The organism is Tsuneonella flava (assembly GCF_002870965.1).
In the GTDB taxonomy this organism is placed as follows: Bacteria; Pseudomonadota; Alphaproteobacteria; order Sphingomonadales; family Sphingomonadaceae; genus Tsuneonella; species Tsuneonella flava.
Window position 1 is genome coordinate 171,275 of record NZ_PHSO01000003.1, and the last position, 24,962, is coordinate 196,236.

A 24,962-nucleotide genomic window follows, 5' to 3' on the forward strand; every position below is an offset into this window, starting at 1 on the left:
ATGGAAAAGCAACGCCGATCCCCACCTCTCAATAAAGTGCTCGCAGGTGTTCACCGCCGTCTGGTGCTGATCGCGGTTTCGCTCGCCAGTCTGGCGCTTTTAACCGGCAGCACGATGGCGATGCACGAATACCTCGATCGCAATCTGCATCTGATCGCCGGAACAGTCGCCTATACGGTGGAACCGGCCATCATATTTCAGGATATGGAGGCCGCGCGCGATGGCACAGTGTCGGTCGCCTCCAACGAGATCGTGGATCGCCTGATCGTGGTCGACCCTTCAGGGCGCGAACTGGTCAATTTCGAAAAGCCGAACGAGAGCTTTCTTCCCCGCACGGTGATCGAATTCGCCAATAATCTGCTGTGGCCGCAACCCGTTCGCCAGAGCATCACTCACAATGGCCGGATAGTGGGCGAAGTCTATGCTTTCGGCAGCGCGGTCAGCATCGTCTATTTCCTGCTGTCGGGTCTGCTGATTACGTTGTGCTGCGTCGGCATTGCGCTGTTGGCCAGCACTATGCTGGCCCGCAAGTTGCGCGCAGGCGTAACCGATCCCCTCAGCCACGCAGTCGAAGTCGCCCGCTCTGTGCGCCTGGAGCGCGCCTTCGATCGCCGCGTCCCGGCCCCCGGTATCGCGGAAGTCGATGATTTCGTGGAAGATTTCAACGCCCTGCTGAGCGAGATGCATGGTTGGTACACCGGGCTGACCGAACAGAACGAACAACTTACCCGCAAAGCGATGCACGACACGCTGACCGGGCTGGGCAACCGCGCCCTGTTCGATCAGCAACTGGGCATTGCTATTGCCAAAGCAGATCAGAGCGAAGGCTGCTTTGCCGTGCTGTTTCTCGATGGCGACGGCTTCAAGCAGATCAACGACAGCCACGGCCACACCGCGGGCGACGCCGTGCTGATGGAACTGGCCAGCCGCCTGCGCGGATGTATCCGCAAAGTCGACGGCGCATACCGGCTCGGCGGCGATGAATTCGCCATTATTCTGGCGTCACCGGTCAGCAAGCCGGAAATCGACTACATCGTCGAGCGGATTTCGGAGGCGATGGAGCCCGAAATCGAAACACCATCGGGCGCCCTCGTCCGCATATCGATGAGCGTAGGCTTCTCGCTATACCCTGATGACGGGCGCGCCTCTGGCGAGCTGATGCAGAAAGCGGACGAGGCAATGTACAACCACAAATCGCGGAAACGGAATGATGACTATGCCTATTCGCACTAGCATTCGTGGCTTGCGCTGGCTGTTGCTTGCTCTGATCCTGCCACTTGTCGCCGCCTGCCAGTCGGTCCCGCCCCAGCCCTCTTCGCCCTATTCTGCCGAACAGGTGGCGTTACTGAGGTCTTACGATTTTCAGCAAAACGGCGATGAATGGGCGTTGGGTCTGCAAGGCAAGCTGCTGTTCGCATTCGACGACAGCAATCTGGCAGAGGAACAGGCGCAGCGGCTTAAAGAGATGGCGGCCGCGTTGCAGAAAGTGGGCATCGCCGGATGCACCGTAAGTGGCCATACCGACTCGGTCGGCACCGAAGAATACAACCAGCAGCTGTCGCTGCGCCGCGCCGAAGCGGTGCGCGGTGCGCTGGTTGCAGGCGGGCTGTCAGCCGGGCATGTGACCGCTGTCGGCAAGGGATCGTCTCAGCCGATTGAAAGCAACGATACTGCCGACGGGCGTCAGGAAAACCGCCGGGTCGTGATCCTGATTTCTGCGGACGATGTCGCGCTCTGATTCATCCGCGCGCTGTTGCGGAATTGCCGGAACGTCGGAGTGCCCGCGCGGTTGATCGGATGACGGCATATTGCCTGCGACCACCGGAGCACCCCTGATGATTACCACCCGCAACCCAGCCACCGGCGAAACACTCGCCGAATACGAAGAGCTGACAGCCCGGCAGATCGACGCGAAGATTGCGCGCGCCAGCGCTACTTATGCCGAATGGCGTACGTCGCCCGTCGCGGACCGTTCCGCTCTGCTCGAACGGCTTGCGGAGGCGTACGACGCCAATCTCGACAAACTGGCGCGACAGGCGACACTGGAAATGGGCAAGACGCTCAAGTCCGCGCGCGCGGAAGTGGCCAAATGCGCCACGCTGTTCCGTCACCTGGCACAAACCGGCCCGGCAATGCTCGAACCAGAGGAATGGGATCTGGGCGACGGGAAGCGAGCGCGCGGGCACTGGCTGCCGCAAGGGCCGGTGCTGGCGGTGATGCCGTGGAATTTCCCGTATTGGCAGGTCGCCCGGTTCCTCGCCCCCACTGTGCTGGCAGGGAATGTCGGTCTGCTCAAACACGCCAGCATCGTGCAGGGCTGCGCCGCACTGATTGAGGAGATGATGCACGAGGCCGGTGCGCCAGAGGGGCTGTTACAGAACCTGTGTATCGGCTCTGCCGCAGTCGAACCGATCATCGACGATCCGCGCGTGATCGCAGTAACGCTCACCGGCAGCGAAGGCGCGGGCAAGGCCGTGGCCGAAGCGGCGGGCCGCAATCTCAAGAAAGTGGTGCTCGAACTGGGCGGATCGGACCCGTTCATCGTCATGCCGTCTGCAGATCTGGACGAAGCGGTGAAACAGGCGGTGGCCGCACGCATCCAGAACACCGGGCAATCGTGCATCTGTGGCAAACGGATGATCGTGCACAGCGATATCTACGATGCGTTCATGGCCAAATTTATCGAAGCAATGCAAGCCGTGGTGGCGGGCGATCCATTTGACGCCGCGACCGAAATGGGCCCGCTTTCCAGCATGGCGCAGCGCGATACCGTGCTGGATCAGATCGCCACCGCCCGCCGCGAAGGCGCCACGCTGGAATTCGGCGGCGAGCCGACCGAGGGGCCAGGGGCCTATATCTCGGCAGGAATTCTCACCGGCGTCCCGCTTGATTCCAGCACCGCGCAGGAAGAGATTTTCGGCCCCATCGCGCAAGTCTATCGCGCGCGGAACATCGACGAAGCGATCCGTATCGCCAATGCGATTCCCTTCGGGCTGGGATCGTCGGTCTGGACTCAGGATACGGCCGAGCAGGATCGGTTCGTGCGCGATATCGAAGCGGGAATGACCGCAATCAACCAGATGCTCGCCAGCGCCCCACAAGCTCCGTTCGGAGGCATCAAGCGATCCGGCCACGGACGCGAACTGTCACGCCACGGGGTGCACGAATTCATGAACCTGAAAACGGTTATGCTGCCGGGATAAACGATGCATCGGTGGCCGGGCCTGAGGAGAGTTAAACCACCAACAGGCCCGGCACCACGATTGCTGCCGCCATGCCCAGTACGACGGCGAGGTAGCGTTTGCCCTTCGCCGCTTCGGGCAGGTCGGCCCGCGCAACGCGCCGATTGACCCAAAACCCCGCCAGACCGGCGATCACGCCGCACACCCCGCTCACACCATTCGCACGATACCACGCGGCATCGCTGGCGAGCGATGCCGCCGTTCTGACGCCATAGACATTGTTCGGTGGAACCATGTCCAGCGCCAGAGGCAGCGCCAGTGCCACAAACAGCAATGGCACCCAGCGGATCATCCGGTCAGCCAACCACCCCGGCGGCGGCCAGCACGGCCAGCGTCAGGATATCGGGCGCGATGGCTGTCATCGGTGCGATCTGCACCGGTTTGTTCATGCCCACCATCATCGGCCCGATCGTGCTCGCTCCGGCCAGTTCACGCAGCAGCTTGGCCGACAGGTTGGCCGATTGCAGGCCCGGCATCACCAGCACGTTGGCCGGTGCGGACAGGCGACTGAACGGATATAGCTCCATCACTTTGGGATTGAGCGCAGCATCGGGGGCCATTTCGCCTTCGTATTCGAAGTCGACACCCTCTTCGTCCAGAATGTGCACTGCGTTGCGGATGTTTTCCAACCAGCGCCCTTCCGGGTTGCCGAATGTGGAATACGAGAGGAACGCGACACGCGGTTCGTGACCCAGACGGCGGGCAACCGCGGCGGTTTCTTTCGCGATATGCGCCAGATCTTCCGAGCTGGGCCGTTCGTTGATCGTCGTATCGGCCAGGAACACGGTATAGTTCTTGCCGATCATCAAATGGATGCCGAATGCCTTCGCATCGGGCTTGGGATCGAGCACGAGGCTGACTTCGCGCATGGTTTGCGCGAATGTGCGCGTCATGCCCGAAATCATCGCATCGCCGTGGCCCAGCGCCACCAGCAGTGCCGCGAAGATATTGCGTTCCTGATTGACCATGCGGCGCACGTCGCGTTCGGTCCGCCCGCGCCGCTTCAGCCGCTCGTAAAGGTATTCGACCATCTGCGGCACCAGCTCGCTATCGGCCGAGTTCTGGATTTCGAAGCTGCCCGGATCGGACACGCCCAGCATATGCAGCTTGTCCGCCACAGCCTTGGTCCGCCCGACCAGCACCGGGGTGCCATAGCCGAAATCGCGGAACTGGATCGCCGCGCGCAGCACGACATCCTCTTCCGCCTCTGCAAAGACCACCCGCTTGGGATTGGCCTTGGCATCTTCGTACACCCGCGTCAGCACCGAAGTCGTCGGATTGAGCCGGGCCTTGAGGCTGAGGCGATAGGCATCGAAATCGTCGATCGGAGCCTTGGCCACGCCCGAATCCATCGCCGCCTTCGCCACTGCGCTGGAAACGACTTCCATCAGGCGCGGATCGAACGGGGCGGGGATGATGTAATCGGTGCCGAACTTGTGGTTCACGCCATAGGCCGCTGCCACTTCATCGGGCACACGCTCCCGCGCAAGCGCTGCGATAGCTTTCGCAGCAGCGATCTTCATCTCTTCGTTGATCGCTGTCGCCTGCACATCCAGTGCGCCGCGGAAGATGAACGGGAAACCCAGCACGTTGTTCACCTGATTGGGATAATCGCTGCGGCCAGTGGCGATGATCGCATCGGGGCGCACTGCCTTGGCGTCTTCGGGCAGGATTTCCGGATCGGGGTTAGCCATTGCGAAAATGATCGGCTGCGGGGCCATATCCCTGACCCATTCGGGCTTCAGCGCACCGGCAGCGGACAGGCCCAGGAACACGTCTGCACCCTTCAGCGCTTCTTCCAATGTGCGCGCTTCGGTGGGCACGGCATGGGCGCTCTTCCACTGGTCTACATTGTCGCGGCCCGGATAGATCGGACCCGACCGGTCGCAGACGATGACCTGATCGTGCGGCACACCCAATGCCTTGATCAGTGCAGTACATGCCAGCGCGGAAGCCCCCGCGCCGTTGACCACCATCTTCACATCCTTGATGTCACGCCCGGTCAGGTGAAGCGCGTTGATCAGCCCGGCGGCAGCAATAATCGCGGTGCCATGCTGATCGTCGTGCATCACGGGAATGTTCATCCGTTCACGCAGTGCCTGTTCGATCACAAAGCATTCGGGCGCAGCGATATCTTCCAGATTGATGCCACCGAAAGTGGGCTCCATCAACGCGACGGCATTGATGAAAGCTTCAGGGTCTTCGGTATCCAGCTCGATATCCATCGAATCGACATCGGCAAACCGCTTGAACAGAACGGACTTGCCTTCCATCACCGGCTTTGCCGCCAGCGCGCCGAGATTGCCCATGCCAAGGATCGCAGTGCCATTGGAAATCACCGCTACGAGATTGGAACGCGCGGTATAACGCGCCGCCAGCGAAGGATCGTCGGCAATCGCCTGAACCGGTGCGGCGACCCCCGGCGAATAGGCCAGGCTGAGATCGCGCTGCGTCGTCATCGGCTTCGATGCGATGATCTCGATCTTACCCGGACGCACCGTTTCATGGTAAAACAAAGCTTCGCGGGTGGTGAATGCAATGGGCTTATCGTCGGCCACGGGGGGAACCTTTCTTATGGGGTGCGCGGCCCCCCTAACCCAACAGACGCCGATGCAACAGGGGAAAGCGGCACCCTCCAGCGTTCCGAATCGCGTGGATGGCCGCTAACCCCGATGCGATGGCTGCCAAACCCACCCCGATGATGGAACAATACCTCGCGCTGAAGGCACAGGCCAACGATTGCCTGCTGTTCTATCGCATGGGCGATTTCTTCGAACTGTTCTTCGACGATGCGAAAGCTGCGGCGCAGACACTGGACATCGCGCTGACCAGTCGCGGGGTCCATGGCGACGAACCGATCCCGATGTGCGGAGTGCCGGTGCATTCGGCGGAAAGCTACCTCGCCCGCCTGATTAAAGCGGGGCACCGCGTGGCCATCGCTGAACAGGTCGAAACCCCGGAAGAGGCGAAAGTGCGCGCAAAGCGTGAAGGCACCCCGGTGTCGAAAGCGTTGGTCGCACGCGATATCGTCCGCTTCGTAACCGCGGGCACTCTGACAGAAGAGGCGCTGCTCGAACCCCGGCGGGCGAATATCCTTGCTGCTGTATGCGAAGTGCGCGGCACTTGCGGCGTGGCCAGTGTTGATATCTCGACCGGGCGGATGGAACTGGAAGAGTGCACCCCCGATGCCCTGAGCGCGACGCTCGCCCGGATCGGCCCCAGTGAACTGGTCGCACCGGAAGAATGGGGGGACGCACCTGACGGCGCAATCCCCCGCCCGCGCCACGATTTCACCAGCGATGAAGGGCAGGCGCGCCTGTGCAAAATTCACGGTGTCGCCACACTCGACGGGTTGGGCGATTTCACCCGGCCGATGCTGGCCGCAGCCGGTGGGCTGGTTGCCTATCTCGACCACGTCGGGCGCGGTACTCTGCCGCTGCTGTTGCCACCGGTTGCACGGGCGGGCAGCGTCACGCTGGCGATGGACGAAGCGACCCGTGCCAGCCTCGAAATCCTCGTATCGCAGCAAGGCAGCCGCGCCGGGTCGCTAGTGGCAGCAATCGACCGCTGCTCGACAGGCGCAGGGGCGCGGCAACTGGCCGCCGACCTCGCTGCACCGCTGACCGATGTAACGCAGATCGAAGCCCGACTGGCGTTGGTGGGCTGGCTGCACCGCGACCCCCTGTTGCGTAACGATCTGCGCGTCGCTCTACGCAGTTTGCCCGACATCGGACGCGCTCTGGGGCGGATCGTCGCCGGCCGCGGCAGCCCGCGCGATCTGGGGCAGGTGCGCGATGGGCTGGCCGAAGCGCGAGCAATCCGCGAACATCTGGCCGCTTTGCCCGACCGGCCTGCATTGCTCGATGCTCTGCTGCCGCATCTGGCCGGGCACGGCGCATTGGTGGACCTGATGCAGCGCGCGCTGGTCCCCGCACCGCCGACGGAACGGCAGAGCGGCGGCTATATCGCTGCGGGATACGATGCCGCGCTCGACGAACTGCGGCAGGTTTCCGGCAACGCCCGCCGTGCGATTGCCGCACTGGAAGCGAAATATCGCGACGAGACGGGGATTTCGGCGCTCAAGATCAAACACAACGGCGTGCTCGGCTATTTTATCGAAGTGCCTGCGCGCCATGCCGATGCGCTGATGGCGCAGGACAGCGGCTTTACCCATCGGCAGACGATGGCGGGCGCGGTCCGGTTCAATTCGCTCAGCCTGCACGAAGAGGCGACACGGATTGCAGAGGCAGGCGGTCATGCCCTTGCCGCAGAGGAAGCGCATTTCGAAGATCTTGTGGAACGTGTCGCAGCCGACCGCGAAGCGATTGCCGCCACTGCCGACGCGCTCGCCCGGATCGACGTGTCAGCCAGCCATGCCGAGCGCGCGGCGGAAGGCGACTGGGCGCGACCCGCTATCGTCGACGAGGCCGTGCTGCGGATCGAAGGCGGGCGGCACCCGGTAGTCGAAGCGGCGCTGGCGTCCAGCGGAGAACGCTTCGTCGCCAACGATTGCACGCTGACGCCGGATGATCGCCTGTGGCTGATCGGTGGCCCCAACATGGGCGGTAAATCGACTTTCCTGCGACAGAACGCATTGATCGTGCTGCTGGCACAGGCAGGGGCCTTCGTCCCGGCATCGGCGGCCACCGTGGGCATTTGCGACCGGTTGTTCAGCCGTGTGGGGGCGAGCGACAACCTCGCACGGGGCCGCTCGACATTCATGGTCGAAATGGTCGAGACCGCCGCGATTCTGGCACAGGCGAGCGAGCGCAGCTTCGTGATTCTCGATGAAGTGGGGCGCGGCACATCGACTTACGACGGGCTGGCGCTGGCATGGGCGGTGGTGGAGGCGGTGCACGAAACCAATCGTTGCCGCTGCCTGTTCGCCACCCATTATCACGAACTGGGCCGTCTGGCAGAAACCTGCGACGCGCTGAGCCTGCACCATGTCCGTGCACGCGAATGGAAAGGCGATCTGGTCCTGCTGCACGAACTGGCGGAAGGCGCGGCAGATCGCAGCTACGGCCTTGCTGTCGCGCGGCTTGCAGGTGTGCCGCCGATGGTAGTCAAACGCGCCAAATCTGTGCTCGACCGGTTGGAGAAGGGGCGCGCACAGACCGGGGGGCTGGCCGCCGGGCTTGGCGAGCTGCCGCTGTTCGCCGCTGCTGCGGCGGAGGCGGAGGAGGAATGCGATCACTTGCGCGAACGGTTACGTGCATTGGATATCGATACCCTGTCGCCGCGTGAAGCACTCGACTTGTTATACGATCTGAAACGCGATGCAGGCGAAAGCGAACTTTAACTCTTCGCCGGTTATACCGACCTGACCATGCAGGGATTGTTTCGAAACAGCAAAACGACCTTTCTGATCGTGATCGTCATCGCGATTGCGTGCGCTGCAATCGTGGGCGATGGCGGCCCGCGCGAAAATGCCGCCGAATATGTCAAAGCCGCGGAGACGGCCCGCAGTCTCGTCTCTGGATCGGAGTCTCGCAATGCGCCCCCTCGCGCGATGATGGGAGAGCCCGCCCCACCAATGCCGACCGATGGCCGCCCGATCGACAATGCCGCAGGAGTGGATCCGGCACCGACAATGTCCACCGATGGCAACACGGGATTGGCGCCCGATCTCGATTCGTCTAACGTAGATGCCGATGGAGTCCCCATCCCCCAATACGAAACCCACTCCGCAGAGTGAGGAAACGAACAGCACCGATCTCGCTCAGGAGCGGACGGAGCTGGCCGAAGATCGCAATATCATGGCGATGGAGCGCACGTTCGCCGGATGGATACGCACGGCGTTTGCAGCCATCGGCATCGGACTGGCATTCAGGGCCGTGTTCGGCGCGTTCGATCCGCCTTGGCTTGCACGGGCAATCGCGACCGTATTTATCGTAGCCGGGGCAGTACTCGCGATGGCAGCGCAAAGACGCGCCTGCCGCACGCTGTCTCGCCTCAATCCGCACACGCTCGAATCGGCATCGCCACCAAACTTCCGCCTGCTGGCCTATGCAGTAGCGCTCGGCTCTGCAGTGCTCGTTGCCGGACTGTGGATTCTCAACGACGGTAAAATCGGCCCCGGCTGACCTTCAGACACAGCCGGGGCCGGAGCATTTATTCGCCATCCGAGGGCAAATCGGGGTCCACCTTGTTGCTCTCGCTATACTTCCCCTCGTTATCGTCGAGGTTCGGCTCACCGCGATAGGCATCCATGTCGATCCGACCCGAACTTTCCATATCGCGCATATGGTCGACCAGATCCTGCGTCGAATCGCCCATCAGATCGCTGTTGTTCGGTCCTTTGGCACTTTCAGTCGGGCTATGCCGCGTCTGGTGCTGCGCCTGTTCGGCAATCGTTTGCGCCTGACTGGATTCGTTGTCCTGCTCGCTGTTGTGCAGCTCGGGCGCAGTTGTGTCGTTATTATCGGTCATGGAAAATCTCCTTTGCCCGATCAACGAACCTGCGATGCGCCCGTTCCAGTCCGGCTTGCAGCTCGGCTACCGCGTGGGGACCGGAGTTTCTCCGCTGTAGTCGTAAAACCCTTTGCCCGTCTTGCGCCCCAGCCATCCCGCTTCGACATATTTCACCAGCAACGGTGCAGGGCGATATTTGCTGTCGCCAGTCGTTTCGTGAAGCACCTTCACGATTTCGAGGCAGGTATCCAGCCCTACAAAATCGGCCAGTTCCAGCGGCCCCATCGGATGGTTCAGACCAAGGCGGCAGCCCTTGTCGATGTCTTCGATGCTGGCAGTCCCTTCGCCCAGCACGAATACCGCTTCGTTCAGCATCGGCACCAGAATACGATTGACGACGAAGCCCGGAGCATCCTGCACTTCGACCACTTCTTTCCCAAGACTGGTTCCAAATGCGCGGGTGCGGGCCAGTGTGTCGGCAGACGTGGCAAGGCCGGGGATCACTTCGATCAGGCCCATCACCGGCACCGGGTTGAAGAAATGCAGACCGATAAAGCGGGTCGGGTCGGGCGACCAGTTGGCCATGCGCGTGATCGGGATCGAGCTGGTGTTGCTGGCCATGATCGCGTCGGCATTCAGCACTTTGCCTGCGGCTTCGAAAATGCCCTGTTTGATTTCCGCCCGCTCGGTCGCCGCTTCGATAATGAACGCGGCGGCGGCCATCGGTGAAAGGTCGGCGACTGGTTCGATCCGGGCAAGCGCCGCCTCGGCATCGGCAGCCGCGATCTTTTCGCGCCCGACCAGTCTGGCCAGCGCTTTCTCGATCCGCCCCTTGCCCTTTTCAGCGGCAGCGAGATCGATATCGGACAGCAGCACTTTCATGCCATTCTGCGCGACGGTCTGCGCGATGCCTGCGCCCATCTGCCCTGCGCCGATTATTCCGATCGTAGTGGTCATGCCTGCCAATTCCTTCGCACCTGCAACAATGCAGGCGGGTTAGCGGGCAAGGATGGCTTTGGCCAGAGGGTTGGTTGCCTGTGTCAGCGGCTGCCGCCGGGCACCCATTTCACATCCGCACGTCCGCAATCGTTGAGCAGCCGGGCAAGCTGGAAGAGATAGTCCGACAGACGGTTGATATACGCCATCGCTGCCGGATTGACCGGCTCCGCCGCGGCCAGCGCCACCATCGTCCGTTCGGCCCGACGCACGACTGCACGCGCAAGATGCGCGCGGGCCGATGCCTCGCTGCCACCGGGCAGGACGAAACTGGTCAGCGGTTCGAGCTGTTCACCCGCCGCATCGATCTCCCGCTCGAGCCATTCGACTTGCGCGGGCACGATACGCAGCACCATTTCGGACGGAGTGAAATCCTCCCCCGGTGTCGCCAGATCGGCGCCCAGATCGAACAGGTCGTTCTGAATGCGCGCGATGGCGGCGCCATGATGGCTTTGCGCCAGATCGGTTGCCAGCAGGCCGAGCACCGAATTGGCTTCGTCCACTGTGCCGATGGCTTCCATACGCGGGGCCGATTTGGCCACCCGCGATCCATCGACGAGGCCCGTAGTGCCATCATCCCCAGTGCGGGTATAAATCTTGTTGAGCTTTACCATTGTCGGATCGCCCCGATCAGGAGCCGCGGCCAAATATCAGGATAACCACGATCACCACGACAGCCAGCGCCTGATACTTCACGCGGTTGAACATCATCTTGTTCTGGAACAACTGCATTTCTGTGGCGCGGCTGCCGTCCCCACCCTTGTCGATATCCTCCCGGCTGCTTTGCAGGAATGCCACCACCCCGCGCACCAGCGAGACGACCACGAGCGCCATGAGAACGATAAGGACAATGCCGAGAAAAGTATTCATGCAGCCGATCTAACCCTCAACCCAGAGAAATGCCAGCAGGGAAGCGCTGTTCGCGCAATGCCTGCGCCAGTGCCGCGCCATCTTCGCCCGTCTTCCGCCGGTCGGCAAGCGAAGGCGACCCGCGACGCTTGGCCAGTTTCTCGCCGCTTTCGTCCAGCAGCAAAGGGTGATGATGCCATCGCGGAACCGGCAGGCCGAGCAAATGCTGCAACAGACGGTGAACGTGCGTGGCGGAGAACAAATCCCGCCCACGGGTCACCAGTGTCACCCCATCCGCCGCATCGTCGAGCGTGGCGGCCAGATGGTAGCTCGCAGGCGCATCTTTCCGCACCAGCACGACATCGCCCAGCAGATCGGGCCGGGCGCGCTGGATGCTGGCGAGTTCATCTTCCCACGACAAAGGCCCTGCCAACTCCATTGCCTTCGCCACATCCAGCCGCCAGGCCGCACCCGTCGGATCAACCGACCGACCGCGGCAAGTGCCGGGATAGACCGGCCCTTCCGGCCCGTGGACGGTCGCCGCTGCGGCAATGTCCGCACGGGTGCAGGTACAGGGATAGAGCAGTCCGTCGACCCGCAACCGTTCTGCCGCATCGGCATAACTGGCAAGCCGGGTCGATTGCGCGGGCACGGCTTTCCATTCGAGGCCGAGCCACGCCAAATCCTCCGCAAACTCCGTCGCCAGTTCCGGGCGGGATCGGGCACCGTCGATGTCTTCCAGCCGCACGATAAACTGGCCGCCCCGCGCCATTGCAATGTCATGCGCGACGATAGCTGCATAGGCGTGGCCCAGATGCAGCGAACCGTTCGGACTGGGGGCAAAGCGTGTGATTTCCATTGCCGCGATCTCTAGCAAACACAGCTCTGCGACAAAATGTTTGTGGATTGCGCGACTGTCATCAACTTGACTCGCGAATCGGCAAATGCTCCCTTCGCATCAATCAGGGAGGGCACTCAAGCGTGTTCAAAGCCGAACTGATCGAGAAAGCCGCGCGTTTCCGCAGCGCCGATGGCGATCCCACGCGCAACCTGCAGTCATGCCCTGCGCTGGTGCTCAACGCGGATTACACGCCGCTTTCCTATTACCCGCTCAGCCTGTGGCCCTGGCAAACTGCGATCAAGGCAGTGTTCCTCGAACGGGTGGACATCGTGGCGAGTTATGACCGCGAAGTGCATTCGCCATCGCTCGACATGAAAATCCCCAGCGTGATCGCGCTGCGGCAATATGTCCGGCCCAGCGAGTTTCCCGCCTTCACCCGGTTCAACCTGTTCCTGCGCGACCGCTTTACCTGCCAGTATTGCGGCAGCGAGAAAGACCTGACATTCGATCACGTCGTTCCCCGGCGCGCTGGCGGGCGGACGACATGGGAAAACATCGCCACCGCCTGCGCCCCGTGCAACTTACGTAAAGGCGGGCGGACACCCGAACAGGCCGCCATGCGCCTTGCGGTCAACCCGATCCGGCCGACAAGCTGGCAGCTCCACCAGCAAGGCAAGCTATTTCCGCCGGGCTATCTGCACGAAACCTGGCGCGACTGGCTGTACTGGGACATCGAACTGGAGGCTTGAGACGGCCACCAGCCTGCTCACCCTAAATCGCGGTTCGCACGCTCAACAGTTCTGGAAAGAACGCCTTTTTCAGCACCCCTTCCAGATAAGGCACGCCGGCGGTGCCGCCTGTGCCAGTTTTGAAGCCGATGATGCGCTCCACCGTTTTGAGATGGCCGAACCGCCAGCGTTGGAAATGGTATTCGAGATCGACCAGCTTCTCCGCCAGCTCGTACAAGTCCCAATACGCGTTCGGATGGCGATAGATCTCCGCCCATGCCGCCTCCACTTCGGATGAGGCCACCCATTGCGCGGTGTGATCGCGGCTCAGCACCGCATCGGGAATGGCAAACCCGCGCTTGGCCAGCAGTCGCACAGCCTCTTCGTACAAGCTGGGGCGCGAGAGTTCGGCGCGCAGCCTGGCGGCGATATCGGGCGTAGCTTCGTGCATCGTCACCATCGCGGGATTGCGACCGCCCAGCAGGAATTCCATCAATCGGTATTGCGCCGACTGAAACCCGCTCGAATTGCCGAGATGCGGTCGCACCCGCGAATAATCGTGCGGGGTCATCGTGCTCAGCACGTCCCAGCTATCGATCAGTTGCGATTGGGTGCGGGCTACGCGGGCCAACATCTTGAATGCCGGGCGCAAATCGTCTGACCGGATCAGGTCACGCGCAGCAAACAGTTCGTGCAGGCACAGTTTGAGCCACAGTTCACTCGCCTGATGGACGATGATGAACAGCATCTCGTCATGCGCGCCAGACGCCGGGTGCTGCGCCGACAGGATGCGGTCGAGATCGAGATAGGATGAATAGGTTACATCGCGGGCCATGTCCGCCGCTCTACGCCAATCCGGTCTCGCTTGAAACTACTGGTCGATTGTCCGCTGCGCCGGATGATGCTTATCCAGATGGCGCCGCACGATTTTCATATTGCGCGTGTTCGACCGGAACACGAAATCCGCCGCGTCGCCCACCAGCGGCACAGCGCCCAGCGCGGTGTCGAAAGCGACATTGCCCGCCATGCACCACAGCTTCCACTTCGGCATCCCGAGGTTGCGCGCTTCCCACACGAGCCACGCGCCCATCGCAGTGGTCACCAGATCGCCCAGGACCGGGACCAGCCCGACAATCGCATCCAGCCCGACGCGGAAATTGATGCCGGGCACGACAAACGCATTTTCCAGCAGTTGCTCCATCGCTTCCATTCGGCGGCGGACGGAGGCCGGATCGTTACCGATCGGCAGCTCTATCTGCATCCGGCGGGGCTTTTCCATTGTGGTGCGCGCTCCTGTCATGCCCTCTATTTGGGATCGACGGCGAGCGGGAACAAGGGATGCACCGAAAGGCGCGTCGGCGCAAAGCCCAGCACCGAGCCACGCACCAGAGACCAGCGCACCGGCGCGCCCAGCGGAATGAAGCCTTGCATCGCAGTCAGTCGCGTTTCCGCCTCCAGCAATGCGACATGGCGTTTGGCCGGGTCGATTTCCTGCGTCGCCTGGGTCACCAGTTCGTCCGCCTCCGGCGAACACAGCAGGCGGCGCACCTGACAGGCGAACTGATTGAGATACCAGCGTGGACTGCCAAACCGTGCGAGCGTATCGATCAGCACCAGATCCGCCGCGCTGCCCGGCCCGACACGCACCGCAGTCACGCCAATCGTCTGCCAATTCTGTGCAATCTGCTGAAACAGCCGATCCGAGCCCGGACCGGCGGGCAGCGAAATCCGCACTTCGGCCTTGTTATCGCCGCCGTTCGCCCAGCCTGCGATGCGCTGGCGCGCCGATGCCTGCCGCTCTTCCAGCGAAAGGCCTGCCCAGCGCTCCCCTGCATCGCCCCCCGCAATCGCCGCCGGAACCAGTCGCGTGCTGGGCACCCAGCCAGCGATGTTGAACGGGTTCATCAGCGTGTCGCGATCGATCGCCATCGCCAGTGCTTCGCGGCGCACGGCATCGCCCAGCAAGCCATCGTCACGCACAACCCGCAGCCCGAAGATACCCTGCGCTGCATCCAGCCGGACTGTTCCGCGCGAGAGCGGCCCGGTGTCGGCACGCGGAAAATCGGCCAGTCGCCCGTCGAGCACGACATCGACCTCGCCACTACCGAACGCGGCGACCGCATCGGCACCGGATAGTCCGCGCACATGCAATTTGCGGACGCTTTCCTCCCAATCCGGCACCGCGGGCAGGCCGCGCTTTTCCGGGGGCAGCGGAGTCAGCACGATCCCGCCGTCGCGTTTGTTTTCGGCCAGGACCATCGGACCAGCCACTTGCTTCTTATAGGATATGCCCAGTTCGGGCTGCGCGAGCAGCTGGAGGAAATCAGGCACCGGCGCGCTAAGGTCTATCTCCACCACCCGCCCTGTCATCGCCCGTACTTGCGATACCGCCGCCAGATCGAGGCCCAGCGACGTTCCGCGCAACTGGCGGATCGTCTGGCGGAGCGAATCGCGCACCTGTTCCGCAGTGATCTGGCTGCCATCGGGCCAGTTGGCATCGCGGACGCGAAAGATGTAGCTGAGCCCGTCTTCGGTCACGATCCAGCGTTCGGCGATAGACGGCACGATCTCGCCATGCGAATCCAGCGATACCAGCCCGGTAGCCGTGGCTGCGCGGACCTGTTGCGCCGCCGACGACAGGCGCAGGCCGGTTTCCAGCAAATCGGCCGAATCGGCAATGAATGCCACCTCTACGGTATCGGGATCGCCCGATGCGCCGCATCCGCCCAGCAACACTGCGGCGGCAAGCATGGCAGACAGGCGAAGGCGCGAAACGGTCATCATGGCACGGACTAGCACCTTGCCAGTCGCCAGTCAGCGCCCCACGATGCGATTTTCGCGACAGGCGTCAGAGTTTACGAAGTCGGGCCGGATCTTCGTAAGTCGTCAGTGGCCGGGTATAGCGCGGACTAGCGAGGTCGGCATTGCCCTTTGTCACAGATGTACGCGGTGCCTTGGGGTCGATTTCCGATGCGAAGCTGACGCCAAATCGATTGCCCTGCACCCACGCGACACTGCCATCGATTTCACCGACATTTCGCAACGCCACAACTATCCGTGACCCGCGTGACACAGCGATATCGCCTTCGCCCATCATGCCGCCGGAAGACAGATTGCGAACCTTGATTCTCTCTGTCTGCGCCGCACCTTCCAGGCGAACGTCAGCCATAAGGAAAAGACTGTCGCGTTCCACACTGCGCGTTTCAACGCCAGCCATCAGGCCACTGCTCCGTGATCTCTCAAGTCCATAAAAAGTTGGGCGTCACTATATACGGCCGCATAGGATTCATAGCGCCAAACAGCCTAACGAAGCTTTAAACCGCGGCGCATCGAATACGGGAAGTCGTTAGCGAATCACGATGATGCGCCTGCCTGGCAGCAGCGCGTTCAATCGTCGCGCGAAATCTTCTCGCGGCGTTCGTGCGCTTCCTGCGCCTCGACCGTCATCGTTGCCACGGGGCGGGCGATCAGGCGCTTCAGCCCAATGGGATCGCCAGTGACTTCGCAGTATCCGTATTCGCCTTCGTCGATCCGGCGCAGAGCAGCATCGATCTTGGAAATCAGTTTGCGCTGGCGGTCGCGCGTTCGCAGTTCGATACCCCAATCGGTTTCGCTGGATGCACGATCGTTGAGATCGGCTTCGCGGATCGGCCCGTCTTGCAGCGATTGTAAGGTTACACTGGCAGATTCGAGGATCGAACGTTTCCATTCGACCAGCAGCATGCGGAAATAATCCTGCTGCGCGGGCGACATATACTCTTCGCCTTCGTCCGGCAGATAGTCCGGGGCAAGAGCGCGCTTCGCCTTTTCAAGAATGTCGATATCGCTGGACGCCAGACTGGCCATACATGTCCTCTGTTGCAGATCGACAACTGCACGGCATCCGGGAGGCTGCCGCCGTTCCGATCGCGTTTGGCGGGCCTATAGAATGCCGCTACAACAGGCACAAGCGGCAATCCCTTATGGTGATGAATCGTCCACTATTTACTTGTCGAAATCGCCATAATTCCGCGTATCGATCACTTTTCCATAAACCCTATTAACCATTTATTGACCATAAAGCGGTTGAATTCCCCATCGGCAACAGGGGTTTGCCACCACAGGGGGATGAAGACCGATGAAACTGCACAAGATCGAAGGGGGGCGCACTGAGCTGCCCGGTGATGAAACCGCCGACATGCTGATCGCCAATTGCCTGGCCGCAGCATCGCAAGGCGACGTAACAGCGTGTTTCGATCTCGGTGTAGCCTATTCGACCGGTAGCCACGGCGTGAACTGCGATTTGATCGAAGCGCACAAGTGGTTCAATCTTGCCGCTACGCGTGGTCATGAAGAGGCATCTTGGTGCCGCGCCGATATTTCCGACGAGATGACCGCTCGCGAAATCGCGGAAGCTCAGCGTCGCGCGCGCGAATGGCTGATCCAGAGCGCCCGTCACGCAGCATAATCCGAATCGCCGTTAGCTGTGGCTTCACCGTATGGGGTGGTGCGACACTCCGCGACAGCGACCGTTAGCCTTTGCGGAATGGGGTGTGTTCGCCCAACCATTCGCGATCGTGGGCAATACCGGCTTTCTCGCGTTCGAGATATTCGGCCACAGCTTCGCGAAAGCCCGGATCGGCAATCCAGTGCGCCGATGTCGTCGCCACCGGTTCATATCCGCGCGCCAGCTTGTGCTGGCCCTGTGCTCCGGCTTCGACCCGTTGCAGACCCAGGGTAATCGCCGCATCGATCGCCTGATAATAACACAGTTCGAAATGCAGGAAGCGCCTGTCTTCGGTGCAGCCCCAGTATCGCCCGTACAGTGTCGTCCCGCCAATAAAGTTCAGCGCCCCGGCAATCGGCCGCGCCCCGTCGAACGCAAACATCAATAGCACCCGGTCGCCTAACCGTTGCCCGATCAGGTCGAACGCCTCCCGCGTAAGATAAGGCTGGCCCCATTTGCGCGCGCCGGTGTCCTGATAGAATTCCCAGAACGCATCCCAGTGCTCCGGCCGGATGTCCGCGCCACGCAAGTGGCGGATTTCCAGCCCTTCCTGCGCGGCGGCGCGTTCCTTGCGGATCGCCTTGCGCTTGCGACTGGCGAGCGCATCGAGAAAGGCCTCGAAATCGCCATAGCCGCGATTCTCCCAGTGGTACTGGATATCGTGGCGGACCAGCCACCCGGCATCTTCGAATAACGGCACCTGATCGGGCTGGAGAAATGTCGCGTGAATCGACGAAAGGTGGTTTGCTTCGGCAAATTTCTCCGCAAACCCCAGTAAGGACGCGGCAAGATCTCGGTTGTGCGTCAGCACCCGCGGCCCGGTTGCGGGCGTGAACGGCACAGCAATCTGCAGCTTCGGGTAATAGCGCCCCCCGGCCCGCTCGTAGGCGTCAGCCCAGCCGTGATCGAACACGTATTCGCCCTGGCTGTGCCCCTTCAGATAGGCGGGCAATGCCGCCAGAACCTGATCGCCAGCTTCAATCACCAGCGGCGCAGGTTGCCAGCCGGTGCCATCGCCGACACTGCCCGAATCCTCCAGCGCAGTTAGAAATGCGTGGCTTACGAAGGGGTTATCGCCATCGGTCAGGCTGTCCCACTGTTCAGCCGAGAACTCGCCGACCGAACCGGCCATGCGCGCCACGAGATTGGCCGCACTCACGCCACGCCTTCTCCTTCGGAAATAGGTGCGTCGGCGTGGACAGCCGCTCGCTCACGCAACTCTGCCGTCCGTACCGTCCAGGTCAGGACCGGCAGGCCACGCGCCCGCTGAGCCGCTGCAAACCGGCTAGGCAGATCGCGTACGTCGTAAGCAATGAAATCGGGGCGCGCATGCCACAGCGCCATATGCCGTTCGGCCGTGCCATACAGCCCGCGCTTGTCTTCCTCCGTCACCACCAGACCACGCACGGTCTGCGGCGCGTGGACCGAAAACCAACGGCCCACTCGCGGATCGAAGCTCATCACCGCATGATCGCCGCGATAGCCCTCCAGCGCGCGCAGCACCGCGAGGCACAGTGGGCTGACCTTGCGATCGCGCTTCGATTTGATCTCGATAATCAGCGGGACTTGCCCGGCCACCTGATCGAGCACGCGGTCGAGTGAAGGGATATGCTCCGCTGAACCGAGCAGCGTGAACTGCTCCAGTTCCGCCACGGTGCGCGCACCGGTCGGGCCGGTCTGGTCGGTCAGCCGGTCCAGTTCCCAGTCGTGGAACACCATCGCCCGCCCATCGGCGGTTTTCTGGACATCGCACTCGATGCCCATCCCCCGCGCGATTGCACCTGCAAACGCAGCGGAGGAGTTCTCGGGCACGACATCGTCATGCAGCCCGCGATGGGCATACTCCTTGCCCGCCAGCCACGCCACACGCGCTGGTTCGGGCGGCGGAGCGCGCAGCGCGTCAATCAGGGCGAACGGCGACAATTGCATCGACTTCCACCGCCGCACCCAGCGGCAATGCAGGAACACCCACAGCGGCACGGGCATGTTTGCCGGCATCGCCAAACACTTCGGCCATCAGATCGCTGGCGCCGTTGGCCACCTTCGGCTGATCGGTGAAATCGCCGGTCGAATTGACGAACGCGCCGAGCTTCACCACCCGTTCCACCCGGTCGAGCGAACCGAGCGCAGCCTTGAGCTGCGCCAGAATCATCAGGCCACAGGCACGCGCTGCAGCAGCGCCGTCTTCCACCGAAACGTCGTCGCCCAGTCGTCCCTTGACCAGATTGCCATCGACGAATGGCAACTGGCCAGAGACGTGCGCCATGCCATTGGCGACGACCACAGCAACATAAGATGCCACCGGTGCAGCAGCCTCCGGCAAATCGATGCCAAGTTCGGTAAGGCGGGCTTCGTAACTCATGCGTCTTCCTCTTGAGATGGGTTGTGCAATTGATCTTGCAGCCAGGGCAACGCCTCGGCCCAGTTGTCTATCCGGGCGTGCGCGTGACCGGCCCGATGGGCACAGTCGATATGCGGCGCCAGCATCGGTTCGCCGCACAGATGCAGGCGGCGAACACCGGGCACCGTTTCGGACACCGAATGATGGTGCTGCGCCAGATCGTCGATAAACACCGCACGGCTTGGCGCATATTCTTCGACAATCGCTTTCAGCGCGGGGCCTTTCGGGCCCTGATTGGTGAACACGCGGGCGTGAACGCCATAAGCCGCGAGCTGCTCTGTCCGGCGTTGCTGGCGTTCGTCGTTCAGGTTGGTCAGGATCACGACATCGGCGTTTTCCGCCAGCGTGTTGATCCCCTCTACCGCCCCTTCGATGGGGTTCTGGCGGTGCATTTCAGTGTCGAAGAAGCCGCCCAGCAGGCGCCAGATATCGCGTTCTTCCACCGCTTGCCCGGATTCGCGCCAGCGCATCGCGGTGGCGAAATTGTTGCCGACGAGGTTGAAATCGACCCCCTGCGTTTCGCCAAGCCAGTCTTTGAAATGGGCAACCATGTGCAACAGCACTTCGTCGCAATCGGAAATCACCAGAGGGCGCGTCATCGGGTCAGCTCCGCGTGGGCTTTCACCAGTGCATCGGGCGTGACGTTCAGCGCGTCCGCCGCCAGCAGCAGGTCGGGCTCGTGCGCTTCCAGAAAGCCGAGAACGGCGGACAAAGTGGCTCTGTCGGTCAGATTATCGCGCAGCACATCGGGGGTCAGCCCGGTCAGCGACAGCAAACGCTCCGCCCGTTGGGAATCGGACAGCACCCAGCCCAGCGCCGACAACGCCAGCGTGTCCGGGTCGCCCGAATGGTGGGCGTGCGCCCCCAAATGATTATCAGATTGTGAACTTTTGGTAATTGCTGCTAACCTCAAGACATTCGATCACCGCGCGTTCGCGCGTAAGTGGAGCCGCTCCAGTGGCAAAGAGAATCCTTGTTGTCGAGGACAACGACCTTAACCGGAAATTGTTCTGCGATGTACTACGCGCCAGCGGCTTCGAAGTCGAACCGGTGGCCGATGGCGAACTGGCGCTGAACACCGCGCGGGCGTTCGATCCCGATCTGGCGATCATGGATATCCAGCTTCCCAATATTTCCGGGCTCGACCTGATCGCGCAGATGAGCCGCGATTCGCAGTTGTCCGATGTCCCCGTGCTGGCTGTCACCGCCTATGCCGGGAAGGGGGACGAAGAAAGAATTCGTGCCGCCGGGGCAGCCAGTTATCTTGCAAAACCGGTTTCCATCGGGCCATTTATGGCGGCGGTTCGCAAGCTGGTGGAAGATGTGCCTGCACAGCCCGTGGCTTGACAATCGCCCCTATGGGCCGCTTTTGCATCGCATGACGTGGCACCCGGTGCCACCCGAACGATGAAAGAGACCCAATTTATGGATCGTGCCGAAGTCGAAACCCGTATTCGCACGCTGATCGAACCTTTCAACAAGAAAGGCGTGGCGGTCGACGAGGATACTACATTTGCCGGCGATCTCGAATTCGACAGTCTGACGGTGATGGATTTCGTCGCTGCGATCGAGGATGAATTCGATATCATTATCAGCATGAATCAACAGGCCGAAATCGAAACGTGGGGCCAGTTGATCGATGCCGTCAACACGATGCAAGCCAAATGAGCGAAGGCATCGCACAGCCGGACAAACCGGCGGAGCTGACGGGTAACACCCCGGATCTGTTCAGCAAATTCGACCCGCTGATTCAACAGCGTGCCAATCTGCTCGACGCTGGCGTGGAAGACCCGTTCAATCTGGTGATGGAGCGGGTGCTCTCGCCCACGCGGGCGATCTGCAATGGGCGCGACACCATTTTGCTGGGCACTTACAACTACATGGGCATGACCTTCGATCCCGATGTGATCGAAGCGGGCAAGCGGGCGCTCGACGATTACGGTTCGGGCACCACCGGGAGTCGTGTGCTGAACGGCACCTATCAGGGCCACCGCGAGTGCGAGGAAGCCCTGAAAGAGTTCTATGGCATGGATCATGCCATGGTGTTTTCAACGGGTTATCAGGCCAATCTGGGCATCATCTCGACCATTGCGGGCAAGGGCGATTATGTCGTGCTCGACATCGATAGCCATGCTTCGATCTGGGATGGCTGCGCGCTCGGCAATGCCGAGATTGTTCCGTTTAAACACAACGATATAGAGGCGATGGACAAGCGGCTTGGCCGCATACCCGAAGGGGCGGGCAAGCTGGTCGTGCTCGAAGGCGTCTATTCGATGCTCGGCGATGTCGCTCCGCTCAAGGAAATGATTGCCGTTGCTAAGAAACATGGCGCGATGGTGCTGGTGGACGAGGCCCATTCGATGGGCTTCATCGGCCCCAACGGGCGCGGCGTGGCCGAAGAGCAGGGCGTGCTGGACGATGTCGATTTCGTGATCGGCACCTTTTCCAAGAGCGTCGGCACTGTCGGCGGGTTCTGCGTTTCGAACCATCCCAAGTTTGAAATCATGCGGTTAGTGTGTCGTCCTTACGTGTTCACCGCTTCGCTGCCGCCCAGCGTGGTGGCGACTGCGGCCACTTCGATCCGCAAGCTGATGGCGACCGGGCACAACAAGCGGGCGCATTTGTGGGAGAATTCCAAGCGGTTGCACAAGGGTTTAACCGATCTTGGGTTCCAGCTCGGCACCAGCGAACCGCAAAGTGCGATCGTCGCGGTGATCATGCCCGATCTGGAACGCGGGGCCGCGATGTGGGAAGCCCTTCTGAAAGAAGGACTTTATGTCAATCTCGCGCGTCCACCGGCAACCCCGGCGAACATGACTTTGCTGCGCTGTTCGCTGTGTGCCGAACATTCGGAAGAAGAGGTCGGCATGATCCTCGGCATGTTCGAACGTGCTGGAAAGGCAGTAGAAATCATCTGATTTCCACTGCCGATCAGTGAGCGGGGGCGGCCCTAGGCGGCCGCTCCCTCCTGCTCCAGCGCAGCGACCTCCCCCTCTTCCTCTTCGGGAATTGCCTTGTTTTCCGGGAAGATAGGCCACAGCAACTGCTGCCCCAGCGTGGCCGGAGCCAGGCCTTCGACGCCGTAGCTTTGCGGATAGGTACGGGTAATCTTCGCCGTTCCGAACAAAACATCCCAGAAGAACAGCAGGTTGCCGTAGTTCCCCTTGTAGTTCACCGCCGGATCGTCGGCATGGCGGCCGTGGTGCGCGTGGTGCGTCGCGGGCGTCGAAATCGTACGTTCCACCAGCCACATAACCGGGCTGAGCCATTTGATCCTGTACAGCGGGCGATCCCACGCGACATCCGAATGCGCGCCGATAATCACCAACATCTTCACCACGATATATCCGGCGTAAACCCATCCAAGACCAAAGAAAACCAGAAATCCGCTGAGCCAGATGCCCGGCATCATCGCATAATAGATGATATTGTTCCGATAGGTCAGCCGGACAGACATATAGCGCCCGTTATGGTGTGCGCGATGCAGATTATACAGCCAGTGATACGAATGGCTGAGCCGGTGCCACCAGTATTGCGTCAGGTCGTCGCAAACCAGAAACAGCAGGATTGCCGCGAACACATTCAGGTTGGCCAGCGCGCCGGCCCATTGCGGCACCAGCCAGTTTGCCAGCGCCGCTGTGCCGAGCACGATGGCGGGCTGGGTGATCGCCAGCAGGATGACCATGCTGAGCACTTCGACGATTCCGTCGTCGCGGGTCTGTTCGGCTTTGACGAACAGATTGGTGCGGAACAGTTCGAGTATCGCGAACCCGAAATATATCCCGATGATGGCAATCGATGACGCGGGCATCCTGCTCTCTCCTTTTGTTTTGTTCGATTTAGCGGTATCCGCGGCGTAAGAATGTCAAATATCGAACAATCTGAACCGGGGATCACCCCGCCGCTACGCTCGCTGCTGTCGGCCATGCTGTTCGAGGCCCTGCCCGACAGCGCCCGCCGCCAGCTGCGCGATCATGCGCCGGTGCAGTCGTTTACCGACGGTCAACTGATCCACCAGCGCGGCACCGCGCCCGACGGGTTCTGCCTGATCGAAGAGGGCACGGTGTCGGTCGGCCAGTTCCTCGCCAACGGAGAATTCCGCTCGGTCGCGCTGCTCGGCCCCGGCGATTCGTATGGCGAGCTGGCAATCCTGTCGCAGCGCCCGCGGATCGTCGATTCGCTCGCTCGCGGCCCGGCGCGGGTGCGATTTATCGGCGGCGCGCTGTTCGAACGGGTGCTGGCGAGCGACCCGGCGGCGATGCGCGCGCTGCTCGGCGCGCTGGCGGCGCAGTTGCAGGAAACGCTCGACCTGCTGGCGGGCATCCGCAGCGGCACCACGCTGGCGCGCGCGGCGGGCCTGCTCGGCAATCTGGCGGGCGGCGGCCATGTGCCGCGCACTGTCACCATCACCCAGCAGGAAATCGCCGACCTGCTCGGCGTGACCCGCGCCACCGCCAACGCCGCGCTCGCCCGGCTGGAGAAGAACGGTCTGATCGCGCGCAGTTACCGCGCCATCACCGTGCACGAACCCGCCCGCCTGCGGATTCGCGCGCTGGATTGAGTGGCGGCTGGCAGCCCATACCGCTCGTCATTGTGAGGAGCCGCAGGTGGAACCTTTTCACACGAAGGCACGAAGGCACGGAGAAGGTTTGGTTCGGGGATAAGGGCCGCACTGCCGAGGGTTCGCCAATACTATCGCGTGTATCCCCGGCACTCGTCACTGCGAGGAGCCGCATGCGACGTGGCGATGGGCGGCACCCGCGCGCCTTGGATTGCTTCACTGCGTTCGCAATGACGAAGGGAGGGACGCAGAGGCGCGCGGGACATAGAGGGCAGTGGCAGACGAGTCGCGCGGCGGTGCGGCAGCCAGCGCCAGCAATCCGCGCAACCTCACTCTCCCCGCATCCCCTCTCCCTCCGGCACACCGTCGCCCCGGACCTGATCCGGGGCCCCGCTTTTCTTCCCGCACCGCGATTGAGGACGCTGGACCCCGGCTCAGGGGCCG

At 62.0% G+C, this 24,962-nt stretch carries 30 protein-coding genes; 12 read left to right on the forward strand and 18 right to left on the reverse strand.

Annotated features, from left to right (window positions below; translation table 11 throughout):
- From CV013_RS03420 to CV013_RS03430, 3 genes are all read left to right on the forward strand, one after another.
- Positions 1-1,233 carry a diguanylate cyclase domain-containing protein gene (locus tag CV013_RS03420; protein WP_102153862.1) on the forward strand — a complete coding sequence of 411 codons (1,233 nt, stop codon included), beginning with the start codon at positions 1-3 and terminating at the stop codon, positions 1,231-1,233.
- Positions 1,217-1,738: an OmpA family protein gene (locus tag CV013_RS03425; protein ID WP_157935728.1), complete on the forward strand. Its 522-nt coding sequence runs from the start codon at positions 1,217-1,219 to the stop codon at positions 1,736-1,738. Before CV013_RS03420 ends, CV013_RS03425 begins: the two co-directional genes overlap by 17 nt.
- A 97-nt stretch (positions 1,739-1,835) precedes the next feature.
- Entirely contained in the window at positions 1,836-3,203 is a 1,368-nt protein-coding gene (locus CV013_RS03430) for an NAD-dependent succinate-semialdehyde dehydrogenase (RefSeq protein WP_102153864.1), read from the forward strand.
- 31 nt (positions 3,204-3,234) lie between these two features.
- On the opposite strand, the gene CV013_RS03435 is transcribed toward CV013_RS03430, so the two are convergent.
- The gene (locus CV013_RS03435; RefSeq protein ID WP_123639868.1) at positions 3,235-3,546 is read right to left on the reverse strand and encodes an SdpI family protein; all 312 of its coding nucleotides are present in this window, start codon (positions 3,544-3,546) and stop codon (positions 3,235-3,237) included.
- Positions 3,539-5,800 carry an NADP-dependent malic enzyme gene (locus tag CV013_RS03440; protein WP_102153866.1) on the reverse strand — a complete coding sequence of 754 codons (2,262 nt, stop codon included), beginning with the start codon at positions 5,798-5,800 and terminating at the stop codon, positions 3,539-3,541. Before CV013_RS03440 ends, CV013_RS03435 begins: the two co-directional genes overlap by 8 nt.
- A 119-nt stretch (positions 5,801-5,919) precedes the next feature.
- Here CV013_RS03440 and mutS point away from each other — a divergent pair, with 119 nt between their 5' ends.
- The 3 genes from mutS to CV013_RS03455 are packed head-to-tail and all read left to right on the forward strand — an operon-like array spanning position 5,920 to position 9,328.
- Positions 5,920-8,544 (forward strand): DNA mismatch repair protein MutS, encoded by a 2,625-nt coding sequence (gene mutS, locus CV013_RS03445; protein WP_190276503.1) that lies wholly within the window; start codon positions 5,920-5,922, stop codon positions 8,542-8,544.
- A gap of 27 nt (positions 8,545-8,571) precedes the next feature.
- Complete coding sequence (locus CV013_RS03450; protein ID WP_102153867.1) at positions 8,572-8,940, forward strand: hypothetical protein; 369 nt, start codon at positions 8,572-8,574, stop codon at positions 8,938-8,940.
- Positions 8,897-9,328, forward strand: coding sequence for a YidH family protein (locus tag CV013_RS03455; protein WP_102153868.1), 432 nt, complete (start codon positions 8,897-8,899; stop codon positions 9,326-9,328). Before CV013_RS03450 ends, CV013_RS03455 begins: the two co-directional genes overlap by 44 nt.
- Before the next feature lie 28 nt (positions 9,329-9,356).
- On the opposite strand, the gene CV013_RS03460 is transcribed toward CV013_RS03455, so the two are convergent.
- The 5 genes from CV013_RS03460 to gluQRS form a co-directional block, all read right to left on the reverse strand.
- Positions 9,357-9,674, reverse strand: coding sequence for a hypothetical protein (locus CV013_RS03460; protein ID WP_102153869.1), 318 nt, complete (start codon positions 9,672-9,674; stop codon positions 9,357-9,359).
- Positions 9,675-9,740: 66 nt separating this feature from the next.
- A complete protein-coding gene (locus tag CV013_RS03465) occupies positions 9,741-10,613 on the reverse strand; it encodes a 3-hydroxyacyl-CoA dehydrogenase NAD-binding domain-containing protein (protein ID WP_102153870.1) in 873 nt (290 codons plus the stop codon).
- An 83-nt stretch (positions 10,614-10,696) separates the two neighbouring features.
- Entirely contained in the window at positions 10,697-11,266 is a 570-nt protein-coding gene (locus CV013_RS03470) for a cob(I)yrinic acid a,c-diamide adenosyltransferase (RefSeq protein ID WP_102153871.1), read from the reverse strand.
- A 16-nt stretch (positions 11,267-11,282) separates the two neighbouring features.
- Positions 11,283-11,522 (reverse strand): HIG1 domain-containing protein, encoded by a 240-nt coding sequence (locus CV013_RS03475; RefSeq protein WP_102153872.1) that lies wholly within the window; start codon positions 11,520-11,522, stop codon positions 11,283-11,285.
- 16 nt (positions 11,523-11,538) lie between these two features.
- Complete coding sequence (gene gluQRS, locus CV013_RS03480; RefSeq protein ID WP_102153873.1) at positions 11,539-12,360, reverse strand: tRNA glutamyl-Q(34) synthetase GluQRS; 822 nt, start codon at positions 12,358-12,360, stop codon at positions 11,539-11,541.
- A gap of 122 nt (positions 12,361-12,482) precedes the next feature.
- On the opposite strand from gluQRS, the gene CV013_RS03485 reads away from it, so the two are divergent.
- A complete protein-coding gene (locus CV013_RS03485; RefSeq protein ID WP_102153874.1) occupies positions 12,483-13,091 on the forward strand; it encodes an HNH endonuclease in 609 nt (202 codons plus the stop codon).
- Positions 13,092-13,113: 22 nt separating this feature from the next.
- On the opposite strand, the gene CV013_RS03490 is transcribed toward CV013_RS03485, so the two are convergent.
- The 5 genes from CV013_RS03490 to dksA all read right to left on the reverse strand — a co-directional run bounded on the left by CV013_RS03490 (position 13,114) and on the right by dksA (position 16,916).
- Complete coding sequence (locus CV013_RS03490; protein ID WP_102153875.1) at positions 13,114-13,905, reverse strand: tryptophan 2,3-dioxygenase; 792 nt, start codon at positions 13,903-13,905, stop codon at positions 13,114-13,116.
- Positions 13,906-13,941: 36 nt separating this feature from the next.
- Positions 13,942-14,349, reverse strand: coding sequence for a DUF4112 domain-containing protein (locus CV013_RS03495; protein WP_102153876.1), 408 nt, complete (start codon positions 14,347-14,349; stop codon positions 13,942-13,944).
- 26 nt (positions 14,350-14,375) lie between these two features.
- On the reverse strand, positions 14,376-15,854 hold the full coding sequence (locus CV013_RS03500) for an ABC transporter substrate-binding protein (RefSeq protein WP_223805154.1): 1,479 nt from the start codon (positions 15,852-15,854) through the stop codon (positions 14,376-14,378).
- A 64-nt stretch (positions 15,855-15,918) separates the two neighbouring features.
- Positions 15,919-16,287 carry a PilZ domain-containing protein gene (locus CV013_RS03505; protein ID WP_102153877.1) on the reverse strand — a complete coding sequence of 123 codons (369 nt, stop codon included), beginning with the start codon at positions 16,285-16,287 and terminating at the stop codon, positions 15,919-15,921.
- A gap of 170 nt (positions 16,288-16,457) precedes the next feature.
- Positions 16,458-16,916, reverse strand: a complete 459-nt coding sequence (gene dksA / locus CV013_RS03510; RefSeq protein WP_102153878.1) for an RNA polymerase-binding protein DksA — start codon at positions 16,914-16,916, stop codon at positions 16,458-16,460.
- A gap of 271 nt (positions 16,917-17,187) precedes the next feature.
- Between dksA and CV013_RS03515 the strand changes: the two genes are divergently transcribed.
- Positions 17,188-17,517, forward strand: a complete 330-nt coding sequence (locus tag CV013_RS03515; protein ID WP_102153879.1) for an SEL1-like repeat protein — start codon at positions 17,188-17,190, stop codon at positions 17,515-17,517.
- A 64-nt stretch (positions 17,518-17,581) separates the two neighbouring features.
- Here CV013_RS03515 and CV013_RS03520 read toward each other — a convergent pair whose 3' ends face one another.
- Genes CV013_RS03520 through CV013_RS03540 form a run of 5 tightly spaced genes read right to left on the reverse strand, consistent with a single transcriptional unit; the run spans position 17,582 to position 20,825 of the window.
- Positions 17,582-18,715 carry a GNAT family N-acetyltransferase gene (locus tag CV013_RS03520; RefSeq protein ID WP_408057005.1) on the reverse strand — a complete coding sequence of 378 codons (1,134 nt, stop codon included), beginning with the start codon at positions 18,713-18,715 and terminating at the stop codon, positions 17,582-17,584.
- Positions 18,712-19,485, reverse strand: a complete 774-nt coding sequence (locus tag CV013_RS03525; RefSeq protein WP_102153880.1) for a glycerophosphodiester phosphodiesterase family protein — start codon at positions 19,483-19,485, stop codon at positions 18,712-18,714. The genes CV013_RS03520 and CV013_RS03525 overlap by 4 nt, the downstream gene beginning before the upstream one ends.
- The gene (locus CV013_RS03530) at positions 19,457-19,918 is read right to left on the reverse strand and encodes a RidA family protein (RefSeq protein ID WP_102153881.1); all 462 of its coding nucleotides are present in this window, start codon (positions 19,916-19,918) and stop codon (positions 19,457-19,459) included. Before CV013_RS03530 ends, CV013_RS03525 begins: the two co-directional genes overlap by 29 nt.
- Positions 19,915-20,556 carry an HAD family hydrolase gene (locus tag CV013_RS03535; RefSeq protein ID WP_102153882.1) on the reverse strand — a complete coding sequence of 214 codons (642 nt, stop codon included), beginning with the start codon at positions 20,554-20,556 and terminating at the stop codon, positions 19,915-19,917. Before CV013_RS03535 ends, CV013_RS03530 begins: the two co-directional genes overlap by 4 nt.
- Positions 20,553-20,825: a DUF3572 family protein gene (locus CV013_RS03540; protein ID WP_223805155.1), complete on the reverse strand. Its 273-nt coding sequence runs from the start codon at positions 20,823-20,825 to the stop codon at positions 20,553-20,555. Before CV013_RS03540 ends, CV013_RS03535 begins: the two co-directional genes overlap by 4 nt.
- An 89-nt stretch (positions 20,826-20,914) precedes the next feature.
- Here CV013_RS03540 and CV013_RS03545 point away from each other — a divergent pair, with 89 nt between their 5' ends.
- The 3 genes from CV013_RS03545 (at position 20,915) to spt (ending at position 22,875) form a co-directional block, all read left to right on the forward strand.
- Complete coding sequence (locus CV013_RS03545) at positions 20,915-21,304, forward strand: response regulator (RefSeq protein WP_102153883.1); 390 nt, start codon at positions 20,915-20,917, stop codon at positions 21,302-21,304.
- Between the two features lie 78 nt (positions 21,305-21,382).
- A complete protein-coding gene (locus CV013_RS03550; protein ID WP_102153884.1) occupies positions 21,383-21,625 on the forward strand; it encodes an acyl carrier protein in 243 nt (80 codons plus the stop codon).
- Positions 21,622-22,875, forward strand: a complete 1,254-nt coding sequence (gene spt, locus CV013_RS03555; RefSeq protein WP_102153885.1) for a serine palmitoyltransferase — start codon at positions 21,622-21,624, stop codon at positions 22,873-22,875. The genes CV013_RS03550 and spt overlap by 4 nt, the downstream gene beginning before the upstream one ends.
- A 32-nt stretch (positions 22,876-22,907) precedes the next feature.
- Here the strand turns inward: spt and CV013_RS03560 are convergent, their stop codons facing one another.
- Complete coding sequence (locus CV013_RS03560; protein ID WP_102153886.1) at positions 22,908-23,768, reverse strand: sterol desaturase family protein; 861 nt, start codon at positions 23,766-23,768, stop codon at positions 22,908-22,910.
- Positions 23,769-23,819: 51 nt separating this feature from the next.
- On the opposite strand from CV013_RS03560, the gene CV013_RS03565 reads away from it, so the two are divergent.
- Positions 23,820-24,518, forward strand: coding sequence for a Crp/Fnr family transcriptional regulator (locus CV013_RS03565; RefSeq protein WP_102153887.1), 699 nt, complete (start codon positions 23,820-23,822; stop codon positions 24,516-24,518).
- Positions 24,519-24,962 lie beyond the last annotated feature (444 nt).

Bases quoted from the DNA above. Each gene is read 5' to 3' on its own strand.
- CV013_RS03550 (WP_102153884.1), top strand. From the start codon at position 21,383: ATGGATCGTGCCGAAGTCGAAACCCGTATTCGCACGCTGATCGAACCT.
- dksA (WP_102153878.1), bottom strand. From the start codon at position 16,916: ATGGCCAGTCTGGCGTCCAGCGATATCGACATTCTTGAAAAGGCGAAG.
- CV013_RS03560 (WP_102153886.1), bottom strand. From the start codon at position 23,768: ATGCCCGCGTCATCGATTGCCATCATCGGGATATATTTCGGGTTCGCG.
- CV013_RS03455 (WP_102153868.1), top strand. From the start codon at position 8,897: ATGGAGTCCCCATCCCCCAATACGAAACCCACTCCGCAGAGTGAGGAA.
- CV013_RS03530 (WP_102153881.1), bottom strand. From the start codon at position 19,918: ATGAGTTACGAAGCCCGCCTTACCGAACTTGGCATCGATTTGCCGGAG.
- CV013_RS03565 (WP_102153887.1), top strand. From the start codon at position 23,820: ATGTCAAATATCGAACAATCTGAACCGGGGATCACCCCGCCGCTACGC.
- CV013_RS03460 (WP_102153869.1), bottom strand. From the start codon at position 9,674: ATGACCGATAATAACGACACAACTGCGCCCGAGCTGCACAACAGCGAG.
- CV013_RS03535 (WP_102153882.1), bottom strand. From the start codon at position 20,556: ATGACGCGCCCTCTGGTGATTTCCGATTGCGACGAAGTGCTGTTGCAC.
- CV013_RS03420 (WP_102153862.1), top strand. From the start codon at position 1: ATGGAAAAGCAACGCCGATCCCCACCTCTCAATAAAGTGCTCGCAGGT.
- CV013_RS03470 (WP_102153871.1), bottom strand. From the start codon at position 11,266: ATGGTAAAGCTCAACAAGATTTATACCCGCACTGGGGATGATGGCACT.
- mutS (WP_190276503.1), top strand. From the start codon at position 5,920: ATGGCTGCCAAACCCACCCCGATGATGGAACAATACCTCGCGCTGAAG.
- CV013_RS03430 (WP_102153864.1), top strand. From the start codon at position 1,836: ATGATTACCACCCGCAACCCAGCCACCGGCGAAACACTCGCCGAATAC.
- CV013_RS03515 (WP_102153879.1), top strand. From the start codon at position 17,188: ATGAAACTGCACAAGATCGAAGGGGGGCGCACTGAGCTGCCCGGTGAT.
- CV013_RS03500 (WP_223805154.1), bottom strand. From the start codon at position 15,854: ATGATGACCGTTTCGCGCCTTCGCCTGTCTGCCATGCTTGCCGCCGCA.
- CV013_RS03450 (WP_102153867.1), top strand. From the start codon at position 8,572: ATGCAGGGATTGTTTCGAAACAGCAAAACGACCTTTCTGATCGTGATC.
- CV013_RS03505 (WP_102153877.1), bottom strand. From the start codon at position 16,287: ATGGCTGGCGTTGAAACGCGCAGTGTGGAACGCGACAGTCTTTTCCTT.
- CV013_RS03465 (WP_102153870.1), bottom strand. From the start codon at position 10,613: ATGACCACTACGATCGGAATAATCGGCGCAGGGCAGATGGGCGCAGGC.
- spt (WP_102153885.1), top strand. From the start codon at position 21,622: ATGAGCGAAGGCATCGCACAGCCGGACAAACCGGCGGAGCTGACGGGT.
- CV013_RS03495 (WP_102153876.1), bottom strand. From the start codon at position 14,349: ATGGAAAAGCCCCGCCGGATGCAGATAGAGCTGCCGATCGGTAACGAT.
- CV013_RS03490 (WP_102153875.1), bottom strand. From the start codon at position 13,905: ATGGCCCGCGATGTAACCTATTCATCCTATCTCGATCTCGACCGCATC.
- CV013_RS03525 (WP_102153880.1), bottom strand. From the start codon at position 19,485: ATGCAATTGTCGCCGTTCGCCCTGATTGACGCGCTGCGCGCTCCGCCG.
- CV013_RS03475 (WP_102153872.1), bottom strand. From the start codon at position 11,522: ATGAATACTTTTCTCGGCATTGTCCTTATCGTTCTCATGGCGCTCGTG.
- gluQRS (WP_102153873.1), bottom strand. From the start codon at position 12,360: ATGGAAATCACACGCTTTGCCCCCAGTCCGAACGGTTCGCTGCATCTG.
- CV013_RS03425 (WP_157935728.1), top strand. From the start codon at position 1,217: ATGCCTATTCGCACTAGCATTCGTGGCTTGCGCTGGCTGTTGCTTGCT.